At 60.2% G+C, this 15,944-nt stretch carries 22 protein-coding genes and 1 pseudogene; 5 read left to right on the top strand and 18 right to left on the bottom strand.

The annotated features are described in order from the left end of the window. Positions 1–516 precede the first annotated feature (516 nt). The 12 genes from chrA to J3E64_RS06580 form a co-directional block, all read right to left on the bottom strand. Positions 517–1,725, bottom strand: a complete 1,209-nt coding sequence (chrA, locus tag J3E64_RS06635; protein WP_253341247.1) for a chromate efflux transporter — start codon at positions 1,723–1,725, stop codon at positions 517–519. After that, complete coding sequence (gene arsH, locus J3E64_RS06630; protein WP_253341245.1) at positions 1,725–2,489, bottom strand: arsenical resistance protein ArsH; 765 nt, start codon at positions 2,487–2,489, stop codon at positions 1,725–1,727. Before arsH ends, chrA begins: the two co-directional genes overlap by 1 nt. Before the next feature lie 22 nt (positions 2,490–2,511). Beyond that, complete coding sequence (arsB, locus tag J3E64_RS06625) at positions 2,512–3,600, bottom strand: ACR3 family arsenite efflux transporter (RefSeq protein ID WP_253341236.1); 1,089 nt, start codon at positions 3,598–3,600, stop codon at positions 2,512–2,514. A 9-nt stretch (positions 3,601–3,609) separates the two neighbouring features. Beyond that, positions 3,610–4,038: an arsenate reductase (glutaredoxin) gene (arsC, locus tag J3E64_RS06620; protein WP_253341234.1), complete on the bottom strand. Its 429-nt coding sequence runs from the start codon at positions 4,036–4,038 to the stop codon at positions 3,610–3,612. Continuing rightward, entirely contained in the window at positions 4,035–4,556 is a 522-nt protein-coding gene (locus tag J3E64_RS06615; RefSeq protein ID WP_253341232.1) for an arsenate reductase ArsC, read from the bottom strand. Before J3E64_RS06615 ends, arsC begins: the two co-directional genes overlap by 4 nt. Further along, entirely contained in the window at positions 4,553–4,906 is a 354-nt protein-coding gene (locus J3E64_RS06610; RefSeq protein ID WP_253341230.1) for a helix-turn-helix transcriptional regulator, read from the bottom strand. Before J3E64_RS06610 ends, J3E64_RS06615 begins: the two co-directional genes overlap by 4 nt. 67 nt (positions 4,907–4,973) lie before the next feature. After that, the gene (locus J3E64_RS06605; protein WP_253341228.1) at positions 4,974–5,339 is read right to left on the bottom strand and encodes a hypothetical protein; all 366 of its coding nucleotides are present in this window, start codon (positions 5,337–5,339) and stop codon (positions 4,974–4,976) included. 304 nt (positions 5,340–5,643) lie between these two features. Beyond that, the gene (locus J3E64_RS06600; protein ID WP_253341226.1) at positions 5,644–6,312 is read right to left on the bottom strand and encodes an HPP family protein; all 669 of its coding nucleotides are present in this window, start codon (positions 6,310–6,312) and stop codon (positions 5,644–5,646) included. 105 nt (positions 6,313–6,417) lie between these two features. After that, entirely contained in the window at positions 6,418–6,882 is a 465-nt protein-coding gene (locus tag J3E64_RS06595; protein WP_253341224.1) for a hypothetical protein, read from the bottom strand. 11 nt (positions 6,883–6,893) lie between these two features. Further along, positions 6,894–8,105 carry an NO-inducible flavohemoprotein gene (gene hmpA / locus J3E64_RS06590; RefSeq protein ID WP_253341222.1) on the bottom strand — a complete coding sequence of 404 codons (1,212 nt, stop codon included), beginning with the start codon at positions 8,103–8,105 and terminating at the stop codon, positions 6,894–6,896. A 45-nt stretch (positions 8,106–8,150) separates the two neighbouring features. Continuing rightward, complete coding sequence (locus J3E64_RS06585) at positions 8,151–8,429, bottom strand: DUF1971 domain-containing protein (RefSeq protein ID WP_253341699.1); 279 nt, start codon at positions 8,427–8,429, stop codon at positions 8,151–8,153. 2 nt (positions 8,430–8,431) lie between these two features. Continuing rightward, on the bottom strand, positions 8,432–8,839 hold the full coding sequence (locus J3E64_RS06580) for a group III truncated hemoglobin (protein ID WP_253341220.1): 408 nt from the start codon (positions 8,837–8,839) through the stop codon (positions 8,432–8,434). A gap of 88 nt (positions 8,840–8,927) precedes the next feature. Here J3E64_RS06580 and J3E64_RS06575 point away from each other — a divergent pair, with 88 nt between their 5' ends. Together J3E64_RS06575 and J3E64_RS06570 are read left to right on the top strand one after the other, a co-directional pair. Beyond that, positions 8,928–9,380, top strand: a complete 453-nt coding sequence (locus J3E64_RS06575) for an Rrf2 family transcriptional regulator (RefSeq protein WP_253341218.1) — start codon at positions 8,928–8,930, stop codon at positions 9,378–9,380. A 121-nt stretch (positions 9,381–9,501) separates the two neighbouring features. Beyond that, positions 9,502–9,795: pseudogene (locus J3E64_RS06570) on the top strand (cobyric acid synthase CobQ); the annotation flags it as partial. Between the two features lie 399 nt (positions 9,796–10,194). On the opposite strand, the gene J3E64_RS06565 reads toward J3E64_RS06570, so the two are convergent. The 5 genes from J3E64_RS06565 to J3E64_RS06545 all read right to left on the bottom strand — a co-directional run bounded on the left by J3E64_RS06565 (position 10,195) and on the right by J3E64_RS06545 (position 12,977). Beyond that, the gene (locus tag J3E64_RS06565; protein ID WP_253341212.1) at positions 10,195–10,848 is read right to left on the bottom strand and encodes a glutathione S-transferase family protein; all 654 of its coding nucleotides are present in this window, start codon (positions 10,846–10,848) and stop codon (positions 10,195–10,197) included. Between the two features lie 8 nt (positions 10,849–10,856). Further along, positions 10,857–11,381, bottom strand: a complete 525-nt coding sequence (locus tag J3E64_RS06560; RefSeq protein WP_253341210.1) for a DUF899 family protein — start codon at positions 11,379–11,381, stop codon at positions 10,857–10,859. A 205-nt stretch (positions 11,382–11,586) separates the two neighbouring features. After that, positions 11,587–12,018 carry an SRPBCC family protein gene (locus tag J3E64_RS06555; RefSeq protein WP_253341208.1) on the bottom strand — a complete coding sequence of 144 codons (432 nt, stop codon included), beginning with the start codon at positions 12,016–12,018 and terminating at the stop codon, positions 11,587–11,589. A 45-nt stretch (positions 12,019–12,063) separates the two neighbouring features. Beyond that, a complete protein-coding gene (locus tag J3E64_RS06550) occupies positions 12,064–12,507 on the bottom strand; it encodes an SRPBCC family protein (RefSeq protein ID WP_239807338.1) in 444 nt (147 codons plus the stop codon). A 65-nt stretch (positions 12,508–12,572) separates the two neighbouring features. Continuing rightward, positions 12,573–12,977, bottom strand: a complete 405-nt coding sequence (locus tag J3E64_RS06545) for a DoxX family protein (RefSeq protein WP_253341206.1) — start codon at positions 12,975–12,977, stop codon at positions 12,573–12,575. A gap of 292 nt (positions 12,978–13,269) precedes the next feature. Here J3E64_RS06545 and J3E64_RS06540 point away from each other — a divergent pair, with 292 nt between their 5' ends. The 3 genes from J3E64_RS06540 (at position 13,270) to J3E64_RS06530 (ending at position 15,402) form a co-directional block, all read left to right on the top strand. After that, the gene (locus tag J3E64_RS06540) at positions 13,270–13,647 is read left to right on the top strand and encodes a YciI family protein (RefSeq protein ID WP_253341204.1); all 378 of its coding nucleotides are present in this window, start codon (positions 13,270–13,272) and stop codon (positions 13,645–13,647) included. After that, positions 13,631–14,893, top strand: a complete 1,263-nt coding sequence (locus tag J3E64_RS06535) for an RNA polymerase sigma factor (protein WP_253341202.1) — start codon at positions 13,631–13,633, stop codon at positions 14,891–14,893. Before J3E64_RS06540 ends, J3E64_RS06535 begins: the two co-directional genes overlap by 17 nt. Before the next feature lie 206 nt (positions 14,894–15,099). Beyond that, the gene (locus J3E64_RS06530; protein ID WP_253341200.1) at positions 15,100–15,402 is read left to right on the top strand and encodes a hypothetical protein; all 303 of its coding nucleotides are present in this window, start codon (positions 15,100–15,102) and stop codon (positions 15,400–15,402) included. Positions 15,403–15,538: 136 nt separating this feature from the next. Here J3E64_RS06530 and J3E64_RS06525 read toward each other — a convergent pair whose 3' ends face one another. After that, on the bottom strand, positions 15,539–15,775 hold the full coding sequence (locus J3E64_RS06525) for a hypothetical protein (protein ID WP_253341199.1): 237 nt from the start codon (positions 15,773–15,775) through the stop codon (positions 15,539–15,541). Positions 15,776–15,944: the final 169 nt, after the last annotated feature.

Raw genomic sequence — 15,944 nt, 5'->3', positions numbered from 1 at the left:
GCACTATGCAGTCTCATATACATCTGCAGTTCGCTGACTATTGTATGCTAGACAATATAGAACTCTCGACCGTATGGAGGTTATTGTCTAAATCTCGATGCTCATCCCCTATTTAGATGTTCCTCCACCTATTAATAGGGCCGTAGGTCCGATTGAGGCTCATGCAAACACAAGGGGGTTATTTTCCAGCGCGGCCTAAAAGTGGTTGGAGGGCGATTAGACGGCAAGGAACGTCTGTGGCGGCAATTGGGACGATCGGGAATGGCAGATTCTTCTTGTTCAATTTAGGATAGCTCCCATTGGAAGCCGTGATCTGAGGTGGTGGTGTGCGTGCCATCCCCGTCGTTAACCTTCACCCGACAGCAGACATGATGGTTGCACCAATGATGTGTCTGAGGCGAGGGTCAGTCCTACAGGCAGCTCTGGCGAGGTGCGAAAGCGGTAGGCGGCCGAGTTCGATGACTATGCGGGCGCTCTCTTACTCCTTGAGGCACAGCCCCACGCGAACGGCCGCGTCTACGTTCGGAAAGCCGTGATTGCCCAGCCTGCGCCAATCGTGCCGACAATGACGATGAGCGGCGACACTTTGAAGCGCACCGAGAGCAAAAAACCTGCCACTGCGATTGCGGCGTCCTCTAGCGAAACGACGGTGGCCGTCCAGAGCGGATCATACAGGGCAGCAGCCAGTATCCCCACCACGGCGGCATTGGCCCCGGCAATGGCAGATTGCGCTCGTGCGCTGCCAGTCACGACCGCGCGAAACGGAAGCGCAGCGGCGATGAGCAACATGCCCGGCAAAAAGATCATAGCGAGGGCCAGCAAGGCGCCGCCCAGTCTCGCGGACGGCATAGCCTCTGCACCAAGATAGGCTGAAATCGCAAACAGCGGCCCCGGCAAGGCCTGTGCCGCGCCATATCCGGCAAGGAAGGTGTCCGCGTTCATCCAACCCGGAACAAGGCCTGCGCTCAACAAGGGCAAGACCACATGCCCACCACCGAACACCAGAGCGCCCGCGCGATAGAAGATGTCCGCTTGCTCAAGCGACGGACTTCCCAGCATCGCCGCAAGAGGAAGCAGGAACAGAAGAGCGGCGAACAGCACGAGACACACTATTCCGGTTCGCAGTCCCGGCATCCAGCCGACATTCTCGGCAGGTGTCATTCCGGGTGCCCGAAGGATGATGAGGCCAGCGAGAGCACCGAATACGATCATCGCGATTTGCGCTGCAGGTGTCGCGACAAGCAGCATGGCGATGGTCACGGCGATCGCCAATATCAATCGCGGCGTATCAGGTGTGAGGTTGCGGGCCATGCCGAACAGCGCCTGGGCAACGATCGCCACGGCTGCGAGCTTGAGTCCATGTAGTGCTGCGTCGGATAAAGGCCCGGACAATATCCCGGTGAAGAATGCGAAGGCGAACATGAGCACGGCCGAGGGGAACGTGAACGCAGTCCATGCCGCAAGTCCGCCCAGCGGCCCCGCGCGCATCAATCCGAGCGCGAATCCAGCCTGGCTCGAAGCCGGTCCCGGAAGGAACTGGCACAGGGCGAGGAGTTCGCCATAGTCGCGATCATCGAGCCAGCGGCGGCGCACGACGAGTTCTTCGCGGAAATATCCCAGATGCGCGATCGGCCCGCCAAATGAGGTACAGCCCAGTTTAAGGAATGCCAGGAAGACCTCGGCCGCGGTTCCGGCCTTGGCACTTTCGTCGGCCTGACTGGGCATTAACTCCGCCTATCTCGCGATACGCAGGGAGCTTCCAGCCCAGCTAACTCTACGTGGGTATCGACGGGCTCGTCCCGCTCTTTTCGCTCCGAGTAGCGGTCTACAAGCTGGTTTGCATGGGGCCGCAGAAGCACGGTGAAGCGCACCAGTTCCTCCATCACATCGACGATCCGGTCATAATAGCTCGAGGGTTTCATACGGCCGGCTTCGTCGAACTCTTCATAGGCCTTGGCGATGCTCGACTGATTGGGGATCGTGAACATGCGCATCCACCGGCCGAGAATACGCAGCGCATTGATGCTGTTGAAGCTTTGCGAGCCCGCGCAGACCTGCATGACCGCCAGAGTCCGGCCCTGCGTGGGCCTCAGGCCTTTATAGGCGAGCGGCAGGTGATCGATCTGCGCCTTCATGAGTCCGGTGATCTGGCCGTGGCGTTCGGGGCTGCACCAGACCTGCCCTTCCGACCAAAGCGAGAGTTCCCGGAGTTCGTGCACGGCCGGGTGATCGTCATCTTCGACCTGATCGGGCAACGGCAGGTCGGAAGGGTCGAATATCCTCGTCTCACACCCGAATAGCTGCAACAGGCGCGCCGCTTCCTCCACGGCCAGCCGCGAATAAGAGCGATCGCGCAGCGAACCGTAAAGCAACAATATCCGGGGCGGCGGATCGAGCGGGCCGAGACCAAGCGCAGGCTGCGCACGCAGGTATTCGGGTTTCAGGGCGGGGAAACTATCGGGATCGGGAAGAGTTCGCAGGCGCGTCATGCAAGGTCCGTTGGCTCAAAGGTTATTGCGGGAACCGCGCACGTGTCCGGTTGGCGTAGGCGACCAGTGAAAGCATCACCGGCACTTCCACCAGCACCCCGACCACCGTTGCCAGCGCGGCGCCGCTTGATAGGCCGAACAGACCAATGGCCACCGCGACGGCCAGTTCGAAAAAGTTGGATGTCCCGATCAGTGCGCAGGGCGCGGCAATCGCATGCGGCAAGCGCCACAACCAGGCCGCGCCATAGGCAATAACGAAGATGCCGTAGGACTGGATGATGATTGGTATTGCGATCAGCAGGATCAGCAACGGTTGGCCGATGATCGTTCCCGCCTGAAAGGCGAACAGAAGCACCACAGTCGCGAGCAGACCGATGATCGACCACGGCTTCAGCCTGGCGGTAAAGGCATCGACAGCAGCACTGTCGCCGCCATGGGCTGCAATCACCCGGCGGCGTGTAATCGCACCAGCCGCCAATGGGATCACGACATAAAGAACGACCGAGAGGAGCAGCGTTTGCCACGGCACAACAATGTCGGTCACGCCGAGCAAGAGCGCCACGATCGGAGCGAAGGCAACGATCATGACGAGATCGTTCACCGATACCTGCACCAGCGTGTAAGCCGGATCGCCCTTCGTCATCTGTGCCCAGACAAACACCATCGCCGTGCAGGGCGCGGCCCCGAGCAGGATCAGCCCGGCGATATATTGCTGCCCGTCCTCGTAAGGGATGATCCCGGAATAAAGAACGTTGAAGAACAGCACGGCAAGTCCGGCCATGGTGAAGGGTTTGATGAGCCAGTTCACCACCAGTGTGATAATGAGGCCGCGCGGCTTGGAGCCGATGTCGCGCACACTGGCAAAATCGACGCCGATCATCATCGGGTAGATCATCGCCCAGATGAGCACCGCCACGACCAGATTGACCGAGGCGATCTCGAAGCGTGCCAGCACACCGAACGCACCGGGAGCCAGATAGCCGAGCACAACGCCCGCGACGATCGACAGTGCCACCCACAGTGAGAGCCAGCGCTCGAAGATCCCGAGCGGAGAGGCAGATGGGTTACCCGCTTCGTTTGCTGCGGCGATGTCTTGCGGTTCCGTTGCCATGCGTTCCTCTCAACCCACCCGCTCGCCGCGTTCGTCGATTACCTGTTCGCCATCTTCCTTGGCGAAGGCGCCTTGCTGCATGGTCGGGATCAGGTCGAGCACGGCTTCCGAGGGGCGGCAAAGCCCGACCCCGAGCGGCGAGACGACCAGCGGACGGTTGATAAGGACCGGATGCTCCATCATCGCATCGATCAGCACATCGTCTGACAACGTCTCGTCACCCAATCCGAGGTCGTGAAACGGGGTGCCCTTCTCGCGCAGCAGTTCTCGCGGACTTAGTCCGGCGCGTTCGAGCAGTTGGACCAGCATCGCGCGCGAGGGCGGGGATTTGAGATATTCGATGACATGCGGTTCGATCCCGGCATTGCGGATCAGGCCCAGCACATTGCGCGACGTGCCGCATTCGGGATTGTGATAGATGACCAGATCGGCGCTCATTGTGCGTCCTCCGCTTTTGCACTGGCTCCTTCGCTGCGCCCGATTTCCCGGAGCTTCCCGCGCATCGCCATCTCGTCCAGGGCACTGTGCGGAAGGGCAAGGAACAGCGAGATGCGGTTGCGCAGGAAACGCAGCGCATCTTCGAACGCTCTGCGCTGACCATCGCCCTCGACGGCAGCTGGATCCTCGATTCCCCAATGCGCCGTCAGCGGCTTGCCTGGCCAGACCGGGCAGCTCTCTCCGGCAGCATTGTCGCAGACGGTGAAGATGAAATCGAACTCCGGCGCATCAGAACGTGAAAACTCGCTCCAGTTCTTCGAGCGCAGGCCTTCGGTCGGAAGACCGGCGCTTTTCAGCACCTCGATTGCCATCGGATGGACCTGGCCTTTGGGCTGGCTTCCAGCGCTATAGGCCCTGAACCGGCCTTGCCCGAGTTGGTTCATCAATACTTCCCCGAGGATCGAACGTGCCGAATTTCCGGTGCAGAGAAACAGCACCTTGTAGCTTCCGTCGCTCATGCACGGCCTTCCGGACGGCAATGGCTCTTGAGCGCGACATCGGCCAAAGGCGCACAGATTTCCGGTGCGCCATTGCAGCAATCCTGCATCAGGAATTCGAGCAGCGCAGTCATGTCCGCATAGCGCGCGGTGTAGATGATCGAGCGTCCCTCGCGCCGGCTCTCGATCAGTTCGACATGCGAAAGAATGTTAAGATTTGTCGAAAGCGTGTTCGGGGGCACGTCGAGGTGCCGGGCGATCTCGCCGGCGGCAACCCCCTCTGGTCCCGCCTGCACCAGCAGGCGGAACACCGAGAGGCGTCCGGTGTGACCGAGGGCGGACAGGGCAGCGGCGGCATCTTTCAGTTCCATATTTCTCCTGTAGCGGAAAGATGGAACTGAGCAAGCTGTTGCCAATCTCTCATGACGTACCATGGACCTAGTTCCTCCGGCGGATTTCGAACTGTCCCGAAATGCCCGCAGGGAAGGTTTGTTCGCACCCCTCGCCGGGCTCCGGCAGGGTGCACCGGTAAAGCGGGCTCTTGAGCCGGATCGTCAGCGTTTCACTTGCAGCGCTCTGGTAGGTGCAACTGCCTTGTGATGTTCGGATATGCAGGCGCTCGTCACGCGGTCCGCGTGCTTCGTCCGTTACGTCCTCGCCTTTGCGATTCTTGTACTGGCATCGCACAAACCAGTCGCCATCGCCTTTGATACGGACCTGAAGAACTTCATCCGGGGGTTCCCACTGTGCCACGGCCGGAGCGGAGATAAGCGACAGCGCAGCTATTGCGGCTATCCGTTTCATAGACGTTCTCCCATGCACGAACCGACAATGATCGAATCGATTCGATAGTTCGACTACCATGGAAATATGGAATCGCGAATAGGTATGCGAAATCGGGCCGGGCCGTCGCACGATAGAGCGATTGCTCACCTATGCAGCGGCTACCGCCCTTCGAGAAGCTGAAGCTGTCGATCCGTTCTCCTGTCCACTTGTGGTCATTATGGCTGGCGATCGAACGGGAATGTATGATACGGCGAGATCGGCCTGGAATGACCGGAATGTTCGCGGCGCCCGACTCCTCCGCAATCCCTCGATATGTTCTGGCCTACGGCGAAGCCTGCCGCTGGGCTGCGTGATGTTCAGCGCGCGAAAGCAGGGCTTTGAGGTCTTCCCTCGTAATGTCGAAACTCTCATGCATGTCGTCGAGGGCGGCATCGATGTCCTGAAGCTGTACGCCGGTTGTGGGCAGTGGAAGCGGAGCGATGAGCCGGTGTGGATAGCTGTGGCCGCTCATTCGGTGAAACAGCATCGCCGCAATGACAAGAGTGATCGAATTCAGCCCTATGGGCAGGAAAGCGAACGCAAAGCCGGCAATGTGAATGTTCTGACTTCCGATCACGGCTGTCAGCGCGGCCGCTCCGCCGGGGGGATGGAGGCAGCCAAGCATCGACATCGCCAATATGGCGGCGCCCACCGCAACGCCGGCGGCGATCGTTGGGTTCGGGATTGCCTGAAAGACGGCCACGCCAATCAGCGTGGATATGATGTTGCCGCCAATTACGGGCCATGGCTGCGCCAAAGGACTGGAAGGCACGGCGAAAACCAGAACCGCCGATGCGCCAAGCGGCGCAACGATGATCGGGAGATCCGCGATCTCGTGCGGAATGGTCGCGCAGACCATCACAGTCACTATGATACCGAGTATCGCGCCGATGCAGGCAAGAATTCGATCTTTGCGGTGCGCGCCCGCCAGAATGGGCTTGAAAAACTTCACGTATGAATGGTCCAGATTCTATCGTTCCCACCCCGAGGGGCGAGACCAATGCTAATTGGGATTGTGAAAGGCGCCTGCAGGGCGCGGTTCGATCCGTTTCGAGGCTCAGAACAGGCCGTAGCTGCCCGCGACAGCGCCAAGCACCGTAACCACCGCGATCAGGAGAAGAATGCGGTGCAGCCGCTCCATGCGCCTGAAGTCCTTTGCAGGGTCGGACGAATTCTGCATGCGCCGGTGGAGAAACAGCGGCTCGACCAGGAACAGCATGGCGAAGAAGATCGCCCACAACCCGATCATCGCATGCATCCACCAGAACTGCGGATAGGCAAACCGATCCCACATTTGCGCGCGATGGATCATCCAGAAGCCGCTGGCACCGGCGAGCAGAACCCAGACCCGGGCTTGCGGCGCAAAGCGCCCCTCGATCCGGTGGAATGCGGCAAGCCTGTCATCCGGGGCGGTGGAGCCGCGAATGGACGGCATCACCACGAGCGTCACGAAGCCCACCCCTCCGATCCAGAAGAGGACTGAAAGGACATGGATCGCGCGCGCCATGATGATGTCGTCCATAGGTCTCTCCGTCAGGCGGCCAGCAGCTCGTCGGCGGGACCGAAGAACTCATAGTGGATGCGATCGGACGGGACGCCCGCCAGCGACAGAGTTGAGACCGCATGGCGCAGGAACGGACGCGGTCCGCAAATGTAATAGTCGGCCTCGGCAACAGGCGTGTTGGCGACAAGCCATTCGTCGGTGATGATCCCGGCTTCATCATAGTCCAGGTCCTTGACCTCATCGGCCAGCGGCGTCTGGTGGAAGTCGACAACCTTCACCACCTTGCTGCGTTCCGCTAGAGCGCGAATGTGCCCGCGCATGGCGTGCGTTTCCCGATCGTGCGTCCCGTGAATGTACTGCACGGGAACATCAGCATCGGCTTTGACCAGGGCTTCCAGCATCGCCACCAGCGGCGTCAGGCCGACGCCACCCGACAGCAGCACCACTGGCCTCTCGGCATGTTCAGCGAGGAAGAATTCGCCGGCTGGCGCCGCGACTTTCAGGATGGTTCCGGGCTTCGCCCCGTCATGCAGCCATCCCGAGGCCAGACCCCGTGGCTCGCGCTTGACCGAGATGCGATAACTCTCACCATTCGGCGCAGAGGATATTGAATAGTTGCGCTTGACCGGAGGATGCCCCGGAATCTCCAACCAGAAGGTCAGATACTGTCCCGGTTTGTGGTCCATCACCGGCCCGCCATCGGCTGGGCGCAGGATGAAGGAACTGATCACGCTGCTTTCGCGGATGACCTCATCCACGCGAAAGTCGCGCCAGCCGTTCCAGCCACCGGCCGTTTCCTTCTGCTCGGTGTAGATGCGGTCTTCACGCGCGATCAGAATATTGGCGAGGAACCAATAGGCTTCGCCCCAGGCTTCGAGAATTTCCTCCGTCGCTGCGTCGCCCAGCACCGCCTTGATCGCACCGAGCAGCGCTTCGCCAACATAGGGATAATGTTCGGGCAGGATCTGCAGGCCGACATGCTTCTGCGCGATCCGCTCAACGGCAGGCGCCAGCGCGCCGAGATTGTCGATATTGCTGGCATAGGCCAGGATCGCACCCGTCAGTGCGCGCGGCTGCGAACCGGCATCGCCATGATGCGACTGGTTGAACAGGTCGCGGATTTCCGGGTTCTGAAACATGCGCGAATACATCTCGCGTACAATGTCGAGGCCGTGGGCCTCGAGGGCCGGAACGGTGGCCTTGACGAGCCCAATGGTCTGATCGCTAAGAGGTTGCGACATCGAAATCTCCTGTGATGAATGGGAAGTGGAAAGAAAATGCGCGGATCAGCCGTCAGGCGGCGGCTGATCGTAGAAATCGACCTGCATTTTCATTGGGCCGAGCGGCGTCACGAAATGCGGCTGTTGCGGAAGGATCAGGCCGGGGGTGCCGGGCGTCAGTACGACTTCCGAAGGCGGATCCAGATAGGTGAGCCTGAGTTCACCTTCGATGACACGGACCAGGCCCCACACTCCTGCTTTAGTATCGTGGCGGGCGCGCAGGGCGGCTGGAAGCGTGTCCTGGTCGAATACCGGCGTGGACCGATAAGGGCGAATGTCGTCCATCGTCATGCGACCTTGCGGGTATCGCCAGCGACGGTCCGGCGATCCAGTCGGAAGAACATGGCGAGTTGAAGGCTTTCGGCGATGCGCGCGGCCTTGGCTTGAAGGGCGGCGGCCGCGTTGGGTTCCATCAGCTCACCGGTGGTCTGCTCCCACAGGCCGAGCCAGCGGTCGAACAGCTCGAGCGTGATCCTGCCCTTGTGCTTCACATGCGCGGGAACAGGCTGCCCCTTGTAGCGCCCGCTGGTGAGCATGACCGAGGACCAGAAGGCGGTTAGCTTTTCCAGATGATACGGCCAGTCATCGATCGCATCATTGAAGATGGGGCCGAGTTCGGCATCCGCCCGTACCCGGGCATAGAAGGCCTGCACCAACGCTTCCAATCCCGCATCGTCCAGTTTCAATCCGGCCATTGCCACGACTCCAAATCATGTATCAACAATGCATCTATACTGATGCAATAAAACATGCAACAATTATACATTTTTTGGAGATCAGACGATGCGCCTCACGCGCTACACCGATTATGCGATGCGTGTGCTGCTCTATCTGGGTCGGCAACCCGATCGGCTATGCTCGATCGCCGAGATCGCACAAGCCTATGCCATCTCGCAAAACCATCTGATGAAGATCGTCAACGACCTGGTAAACGCCGGCTATCTGGAAAGCGTGCGCGGGCGCAAAGGTGGTATCCGGCTTGCGCGTTCCGCAGAAGAAATCAATGTCGGCGCACTGATCCGCCACACCGAGGACGATTTCGATCTCGTCGAATGTGGCTCATGCCTGATCGCGCCCGCCTGCGGCCTGACCAGCGTGCTGGACGAGGCGCTGCGGGGCTTCCTCACCATCCTCGACGGCTATTCGCTCGCCGATGTGCTGGCAAGGCGCGGAGATTTTGGGCATCTGCTCAATTCCACGACCGACCATCCACGGATGGCTGGCCCTGCAAACTGAGGGCCAGGCGAAGCCGGTCAAGAAAATCTGCTCCTTCTCTGATGGTCGGAGGCAGCCGTGAGAGGCACACGATGCTTATGCGTGCGTGGGTGTTTCTATGGATGATTGCGGGAGCGATGGCATGGGTGCTGTAATGCTGCAGGGAACCGGATCGGATGTCGGCAAGTCGGTGCTTGTCGCCGGACCATGCCGCGCGCCCGTCAATCGCGGGCTTAATGTCCTGCCGTTCAAGCCGCAGAACATGTCGAACAACACTGCCGTCACGGTCGATGGTGGGGAGATCGGTCGCGCGCTGGCTCTCCAGGTAGTGGCCGCCCGCGTCGAGTTGCATACCGACATGAACCCTGTGCTGCTGAAACCGCAGGCGGATCGGACTTCGCAGCTCGTCATGGATCATCCCTTACTGTGCGGCACTCGGCGCTCGACGGGCTTTTCGGATAAGCAGGCTAAACGCCATCGTGAACAGGAGATGGATGATCAGAAAGATTTTCGCGATTTCCCGCGCTTCTCCGGTTGCCACACCCCACATATCGTTGACGGCCACCGCCCCGAATCCGATCAGATTGGCAATCAGGACGTTGCTCAGCGCGGAAGGCTCCTGCCCGCGCGACAGCCAGTTGAGCGCCGCGATGCCGAAAAACGGCCCGCCTAGCAGACGGAGCAGTGAAATGAGTTCCAGCGAAGCATCTGGCGGAACAGCACCGACCCCGAAAGCCAGCGGGAAGAATGTCAGTCCGATCCCAACAGCAGCGAGATAGAATGCGGACAGTGCAAGCGTGGTCCTGAGCATAGCGCGTCTCCCAAAGGGTTTCCGTCAGCCTTCCGACGAAGCCTCGAACACTTCCAGCTGCGCCGCGAACGCGCGCTTGTATGCCGGCCGCGCTTCTCCGCGAGCAACATAGGCCGACAGGTTCGGAAATTCGGCCAACATATCCGACGATGCCTTCAGCCGGAGCAACACCGATACCATCATCAGATCGCCGGTGCTGAATGCCCCATTGAGCCATTTCGCTTCACCGAGCCGCGCGGAAAGTTGGTCGAGCCGCGTGCGGATGCGATCTTCCATCATCGGCAGCCGATGCTCGTGCCACGGCTTGTCGCGCTCCATGTACGAGGCGGCTTCGCGTTCGACAATCAGCGGCTCCACCGTGTTGAGCGCGGCGAACATCCAGGCGATCGCGCGTGCCCGCCCCTCAGCATCGCGCGGCAGCAGACCAGCATGGCGCTCCGCGATATGAAAGGTGATCGCCCCCGTCTCGAACAGCGCGAGATCGCCTTCCTCATAGGTCGGAATCTGTCCGAACGGATGCAGCGTCAAATGCGCGGGTTCTTTCATCTCGGCGAACGAGAGCAGGCGAACTTCATAAGCCTGGCCGACCTCTTCAAGCGCCCAGCGGATCCGCATGTCACGTGCGAGACCCTGCCCGCGATCGGGGGAGTTGGCAAAGGCGGTTATGGTGGGTGTCATGGGACGCCTCATTTTCCGTAGTCGACACTCGGGAACCAGTCTCCTCGCCCTTCCGGCGTCGTATCGAGCAGGCCCCAGACCGGATCAGCACAATCGAGGCCGCGATGATCCTGCCCCGGATCGTCGGGCGCGAACACCAGTTCGCTGCCCCAGAAGTGCCGGATCGTATCGCCTTCCTTCCGGAAGACATTGAGCATCGGCTCGTCCCAGTTCTCGTCGGGCTTGTAACCGCGCGCGGCGCGCATGTCCTGTGTCAGCGCAGCGGTGTTGCCATAGTAATGCGCGTTATAGTCATTGCCAGCCGTGGAGAGCAGCTGAAGATGCGTCCATCCCCTCTCATGCGCCCAGGCGGCAAGCCGGGCGATCGGGGAGGCGGCCACCACATAGAACGGCGCGCGCTGTGGCACATGGCGCGCCGCGCCCTCGATACAGTCGAGCAGGTGCGTGCAGCCAGAACAGGGAACGTCACGTTCAGGCCCGAACATGTAGCTGTAGATCAGCAGGGTCGGGAAATCGTCAAACAATTCCGACAAATGCACTTGTTCCGGCCGTTGATGGGCGCCGATCCGTTCGAAGACAAAATCCTCCGGGATCGTTCCACCGGGTGGCAGTCACGACGGATTCTTGCAACGGATTCAGCCTGCCGTCGCAGCGCGATCTCCGCATCGAGCAGCGCGTTGCGTGCCTCGCGATATTCCTGACTCTCGTTTGGGAAGGACATGTGGGGGAATTCGTCGGTCATTCGATGGTCTCCCTTTGCCGCGCCTCGACATGGCGCTTGAAGTTGTCGAGGATCGACTGCCATCCATCGCGCTGCATCTCGATCGAATTTTCTCCTTCCGCTTCGAACGTCACACTAACGCGCGCACCCTCGGAACCGGGCGTAAATTCGACCTTGGCGTGGCGACCGCCGAATTCATATTCGATCAGCTTGTGCGTCTCGATCTTCGTGTAGGTTCCGGCAAAGTCGAAACCCATGCTGCCGTCCTTGGCCTTCATGCGGGAGGAAAAGATCCCGCCTTCGCGCAGATCGACTGTTGCAGTCGGTGTGTGCCAGTCGTCGGACGCCGCGTTCCACTGCTTGATGTCCTCGGGACTGGTATAGGCCTGCCATACCCGTTCGACCGGTGCGTTTACGGTCGTTTCTACCGTGATCTTTTGGCTGGTCATATGATTGGCTCCTTCGGAAATGAGGATGAAAGATGCAGTTCGGCGCTATTGCTCGATTTCGGGCGTTACGAGCCGGATCAGTTTGTCGAGGCATTCCTGCCAACCGAGATAGCAGGCCTCGGGCGGGATCATGTCTGGCACGCCTTCCTGTTCGACAGTCATTTCCGTGCCCATCGAAACAGCCCTGAAGGTGACGGTCGTGCGCATTTCACCAGGCATATTCGGATCGTCGAAGCTGTCGGTATAGACCAGGCGTTCGCCGGGGAGGAATTCGATATATTCGCCGCCAAAGCTGTGGCTGTGGCCGGTGGTAAAGTTGCGAAAGGACATTTTGTACGTTCCGCCGACCTTGGCCTCCAACTCGTGGACCGTGCAGATGAAGCCGTAGGGCGGAAGCCAGCTGGCGACTGCGTCCGGTTCGATGAAAGCCCGGAAGACCTTTTCCGGCTTGGCCGCGATGACGCGGTGCAGGCGAATTGTATTCGGCATTTTGCTCTCCTCTTGAATACTGGTGTCCCGAGGACGAATGGATCCCCGGCGTCCCGACATCGGGTCTAACTTTTTTCCGCCGCCACGCGTGCAAAGGGAAACAAGGCCCTGAGCTGTGGGCTGCGCAGCCACAGTCCGCCCCACATGAAGAGCCCGAGATACAGACCGAACAGGATGTGGCTGAAGAGCGGACTCTCCGCGCGTATCTGTGTTGCCATGGCACCGCCAAGCAATCCGGTCATCAGCACAGCGCCAAGGAGACTGGTGCGTGGGATCAGGTATAGCGCCAGGCAGATGAGTTCGAGGATACCAATTGGTAGCGCATAGCCCGGCGGCCAGCCGAGCTGCGCCAGGGTTTCCCCTGCAATCGGCATCCCGAGCAGCTTCGGCGGAATTGAAGCGCTGAGCATGAAAAGCGTGAATACTCCTGTCAGCACGCGGCCCGTCCACGTCATGGATTTGGGGTTCATGTGTTTCTTCCTCTTGGACATTGAAGTCAGCCCGAGGACGAATGCCTGCGCGTCATTCCGACATGCACCACAACTTTTTTGACGCCTCTTTCCGAAGGGCAAGTGAGCCCATGGAAGGACCGCGGCCTACTTCCCGACATGGGAAACACCCCTCGACGCCACCATGCGGGGAGCTATGCTCTCTTCGATTGTGCCGACCCTCCGGAACCGACGAAATCCCGGCGGCAATTTATTTGGATCGGATGTCGGATCGCGGCCGGCGGCAGCGTCCTTGGAGAACGGAGACTCAAAAATGCTGTACACATTGCTGTGCTATAATGACGAGATGGTAACGTCCGCCTGGACGAAGGAAGAGGACGCCGCTGTCATGGCGCGCCTTGATGAGGTCCATCGCAAATGGGCCGACAACTTCAGACCCATGCTGCGGCTTATGCCGACGAGTGCCGCGACGACGCTGCGCAAGTCGGAAAATCTTGTTGTTGACGGGCCTTATGCGGAAACCAAGGAGCAGCTGCTCGGGTTTTATGTGGTCGATGTCGACAATCTCGACCAGGCGCTCGCCATCGCCCGGGAACTCGCGGTGGCCAATCCCGGCGGCGCCTACGAGATCCGGCCGGTGATGCTCTACTATCCTGACGGATCGGCAATCGACGATGCCCCAGCCGCCTGATCCCGACTGGATTGAATCCCGGCTTATCGGCGCCCGCCCGCGCGCGATCGCCGCTTTGCTGCGCTATTTCCGCGACCTGGACCTGGCGGAGGAAGCCTTCCAGGAAGCCTGCCTGCGCGCACTGAAGTCCTGGCCGGAAAACGGCCCGCCGCGCGATGCGGAAGGCTGGCTGATCATGGTGGGGCGCAACACGGCGCTCGATCATGTGCGGCGGCAGTCGAAGCTAACAGAGCTACCGCCGGAAGATGCCATGTCGGACAGAGAGGATGTCGAGCCGGTTCTTGCCGAGCGGCTCGATTCTGCCGACTACCGGGACGATATCCTGCGCCTTCTCTTCGTTTGCTGCCATCCGGACCTACCCGCCACCCAGCAAATCGCGCTGGCGCTACGTATCGTCTCCGGAATTTCCGTGCGCGACATTGCCCGTGCATTCCTCGTCCATGAACGCGCGATGGAACAACGCATCACGCGGGCAAAAGCACGCATCGCCAAGGCCGGCGTTCCGTTCGAAACGCCGGGACCGGTGGAGCGCTCGGAGCGTTTCGCGGCGGTTTCGGCAATGATCTACCTCGTCTTCAACGAAGGCTATACGGATGCCAATCCGGCAAGCGAACGCGCGAACCTGTGCGGCGAAGCGATCCGGCTGGCGCGGCTGATGCTGCGCATGTTCCCCGCCGAGCCTGAAATGATGGGGCTTCTGGCGCTGATGCTCCTTCAGCATTCGCGTCAGGGCGCCCGTTTCGATGAAACCGGCGCGCCGATCCTGCTCGAGGATCAGGACCGTTCACTCTGGAACCGCTCCATGATCGCAGAAGCCTTGGCGATAATCGACAAGGCCATGTTGCACCACCAGCCCGGCCCCTATCAGATCCAGGCGGCGATCGCGGCGCTGCATGCCCGTGCAGGCAAGCCTGAAGATACCGACTGGGCGGGTATCGATCAGCTCTACCAAGCGCTTGAACGGCGCGCCCCGTCGCCGGTCGTCACGCTGAATCGGGCAGTTGCCGTCTGGAAGCTTGAAGGGGCGCAATCCGCGCTGGACATGATCGCACCTCTGGACAACGCGCTCGGCGGATATTTCTATTTTCACGGGGTGCGCGGGGCGCTTTTGCGCGAGTTGGGGCGCAACGATGAAGCGCGTGATGCTTTCGGTGCTGCCATTGGGCTCGCCAGCACCGCCGCCGATGCAACACATATCCGCAAACAGCTCGATAGATTGGAAAGGAGCGGGGCGCAAACCAGCTGAGCGGAATCCAACAGGTCCCAGCTAACCCAGCATCGCCCGGTCTCGCGCTGGTGGGAACGACGGGGCGCTTCGCTCTGTCGATGAGCTGAAAATCCATGTCCGCGCACCTTGTGCTCCTAACCGCCCATCTAATGTCGCTTGAGAAAATTCCGAGTTTTCATATCACTCGATCATCAGGGGAACACGTACTGTTTGGAGTATCTATCATGAATTTCCCCTCAATATTTAAGACGACTGGTCTGTCTGCCGGGTTACTCATGTCTCCTGCGACAATGCAGAGCGTTGCAGCTCAAGGGTCCGAACCAACTGTCGATACGAACGGTGATGGAACACCTGACGCCTGGGACACGGATGGCGTCGGCAAAGCCGATGCTTGGGATACGAACGGCGATGGGCAGCCCGACGCCTGGGACACGGACAACAACGGTAAACCCGACGCATATGATCGGGACGGAGACGGTCAGCCCGAAACGATGGACAAGGACGAGGATGGAGTGCCCGACGAGTAGGTACTGCAACCGGTTATCTCGCAGGTTGTTGATTCTGCCCAATCTAGTTGGCGTAAGGCAGTCTCTTGAACGGCATGCCCGTCGGGGCGCCACGTTGATCCGGGAGAGGTTTACAATGCAATACACGCTCATTTTCTCAGAGAATCGCATCGAACCAAAAGATGTTTTCGAATTCGAGGCCGAAGACATAGTCGTTGTCGACGCCCCGCGAGCCGCCGCCCTTGCCCAGCATTTCGTGGAACATGGCCGTTTCGACCATCCACGTGTGCAGTTCCTCGCCGCGCTTTCCGAGCGGCTCGTCGAGGCTCTGGTCTGGCCCGGCGCCGTAGCCGTCGATTGAAAGCGAAAAACCCGAAACGATCACCTTGGTCATGGCCTCCTCCCTTCTTTCATTTGTTGAACGGGCACGTTTTTCGCGCTGTCCGAATGCCCGAGTCCCACCGATTATTTGGTCCCAGTGAACCGGATGCAACTCGTGGCCTCCGCCGTCGAGTTCACCAGCCTGGCACCCTTTACCGCTTGTAGGAGCGCTTCACCGTGCC

The organism is Sphingobium sp. OAS761 (assembly GCF_024168485.1).
Classification (GTDB): Bacteria; Pseudomonadota; Alphaproteobacteria; order Sphingomonadales; family Sphingomonadaceae; genus Sphingobium.
Note: the sequence above shows the minus strand (reverse complement) of the source record. Positions and strands in the feature narration are given on the sequence as shown.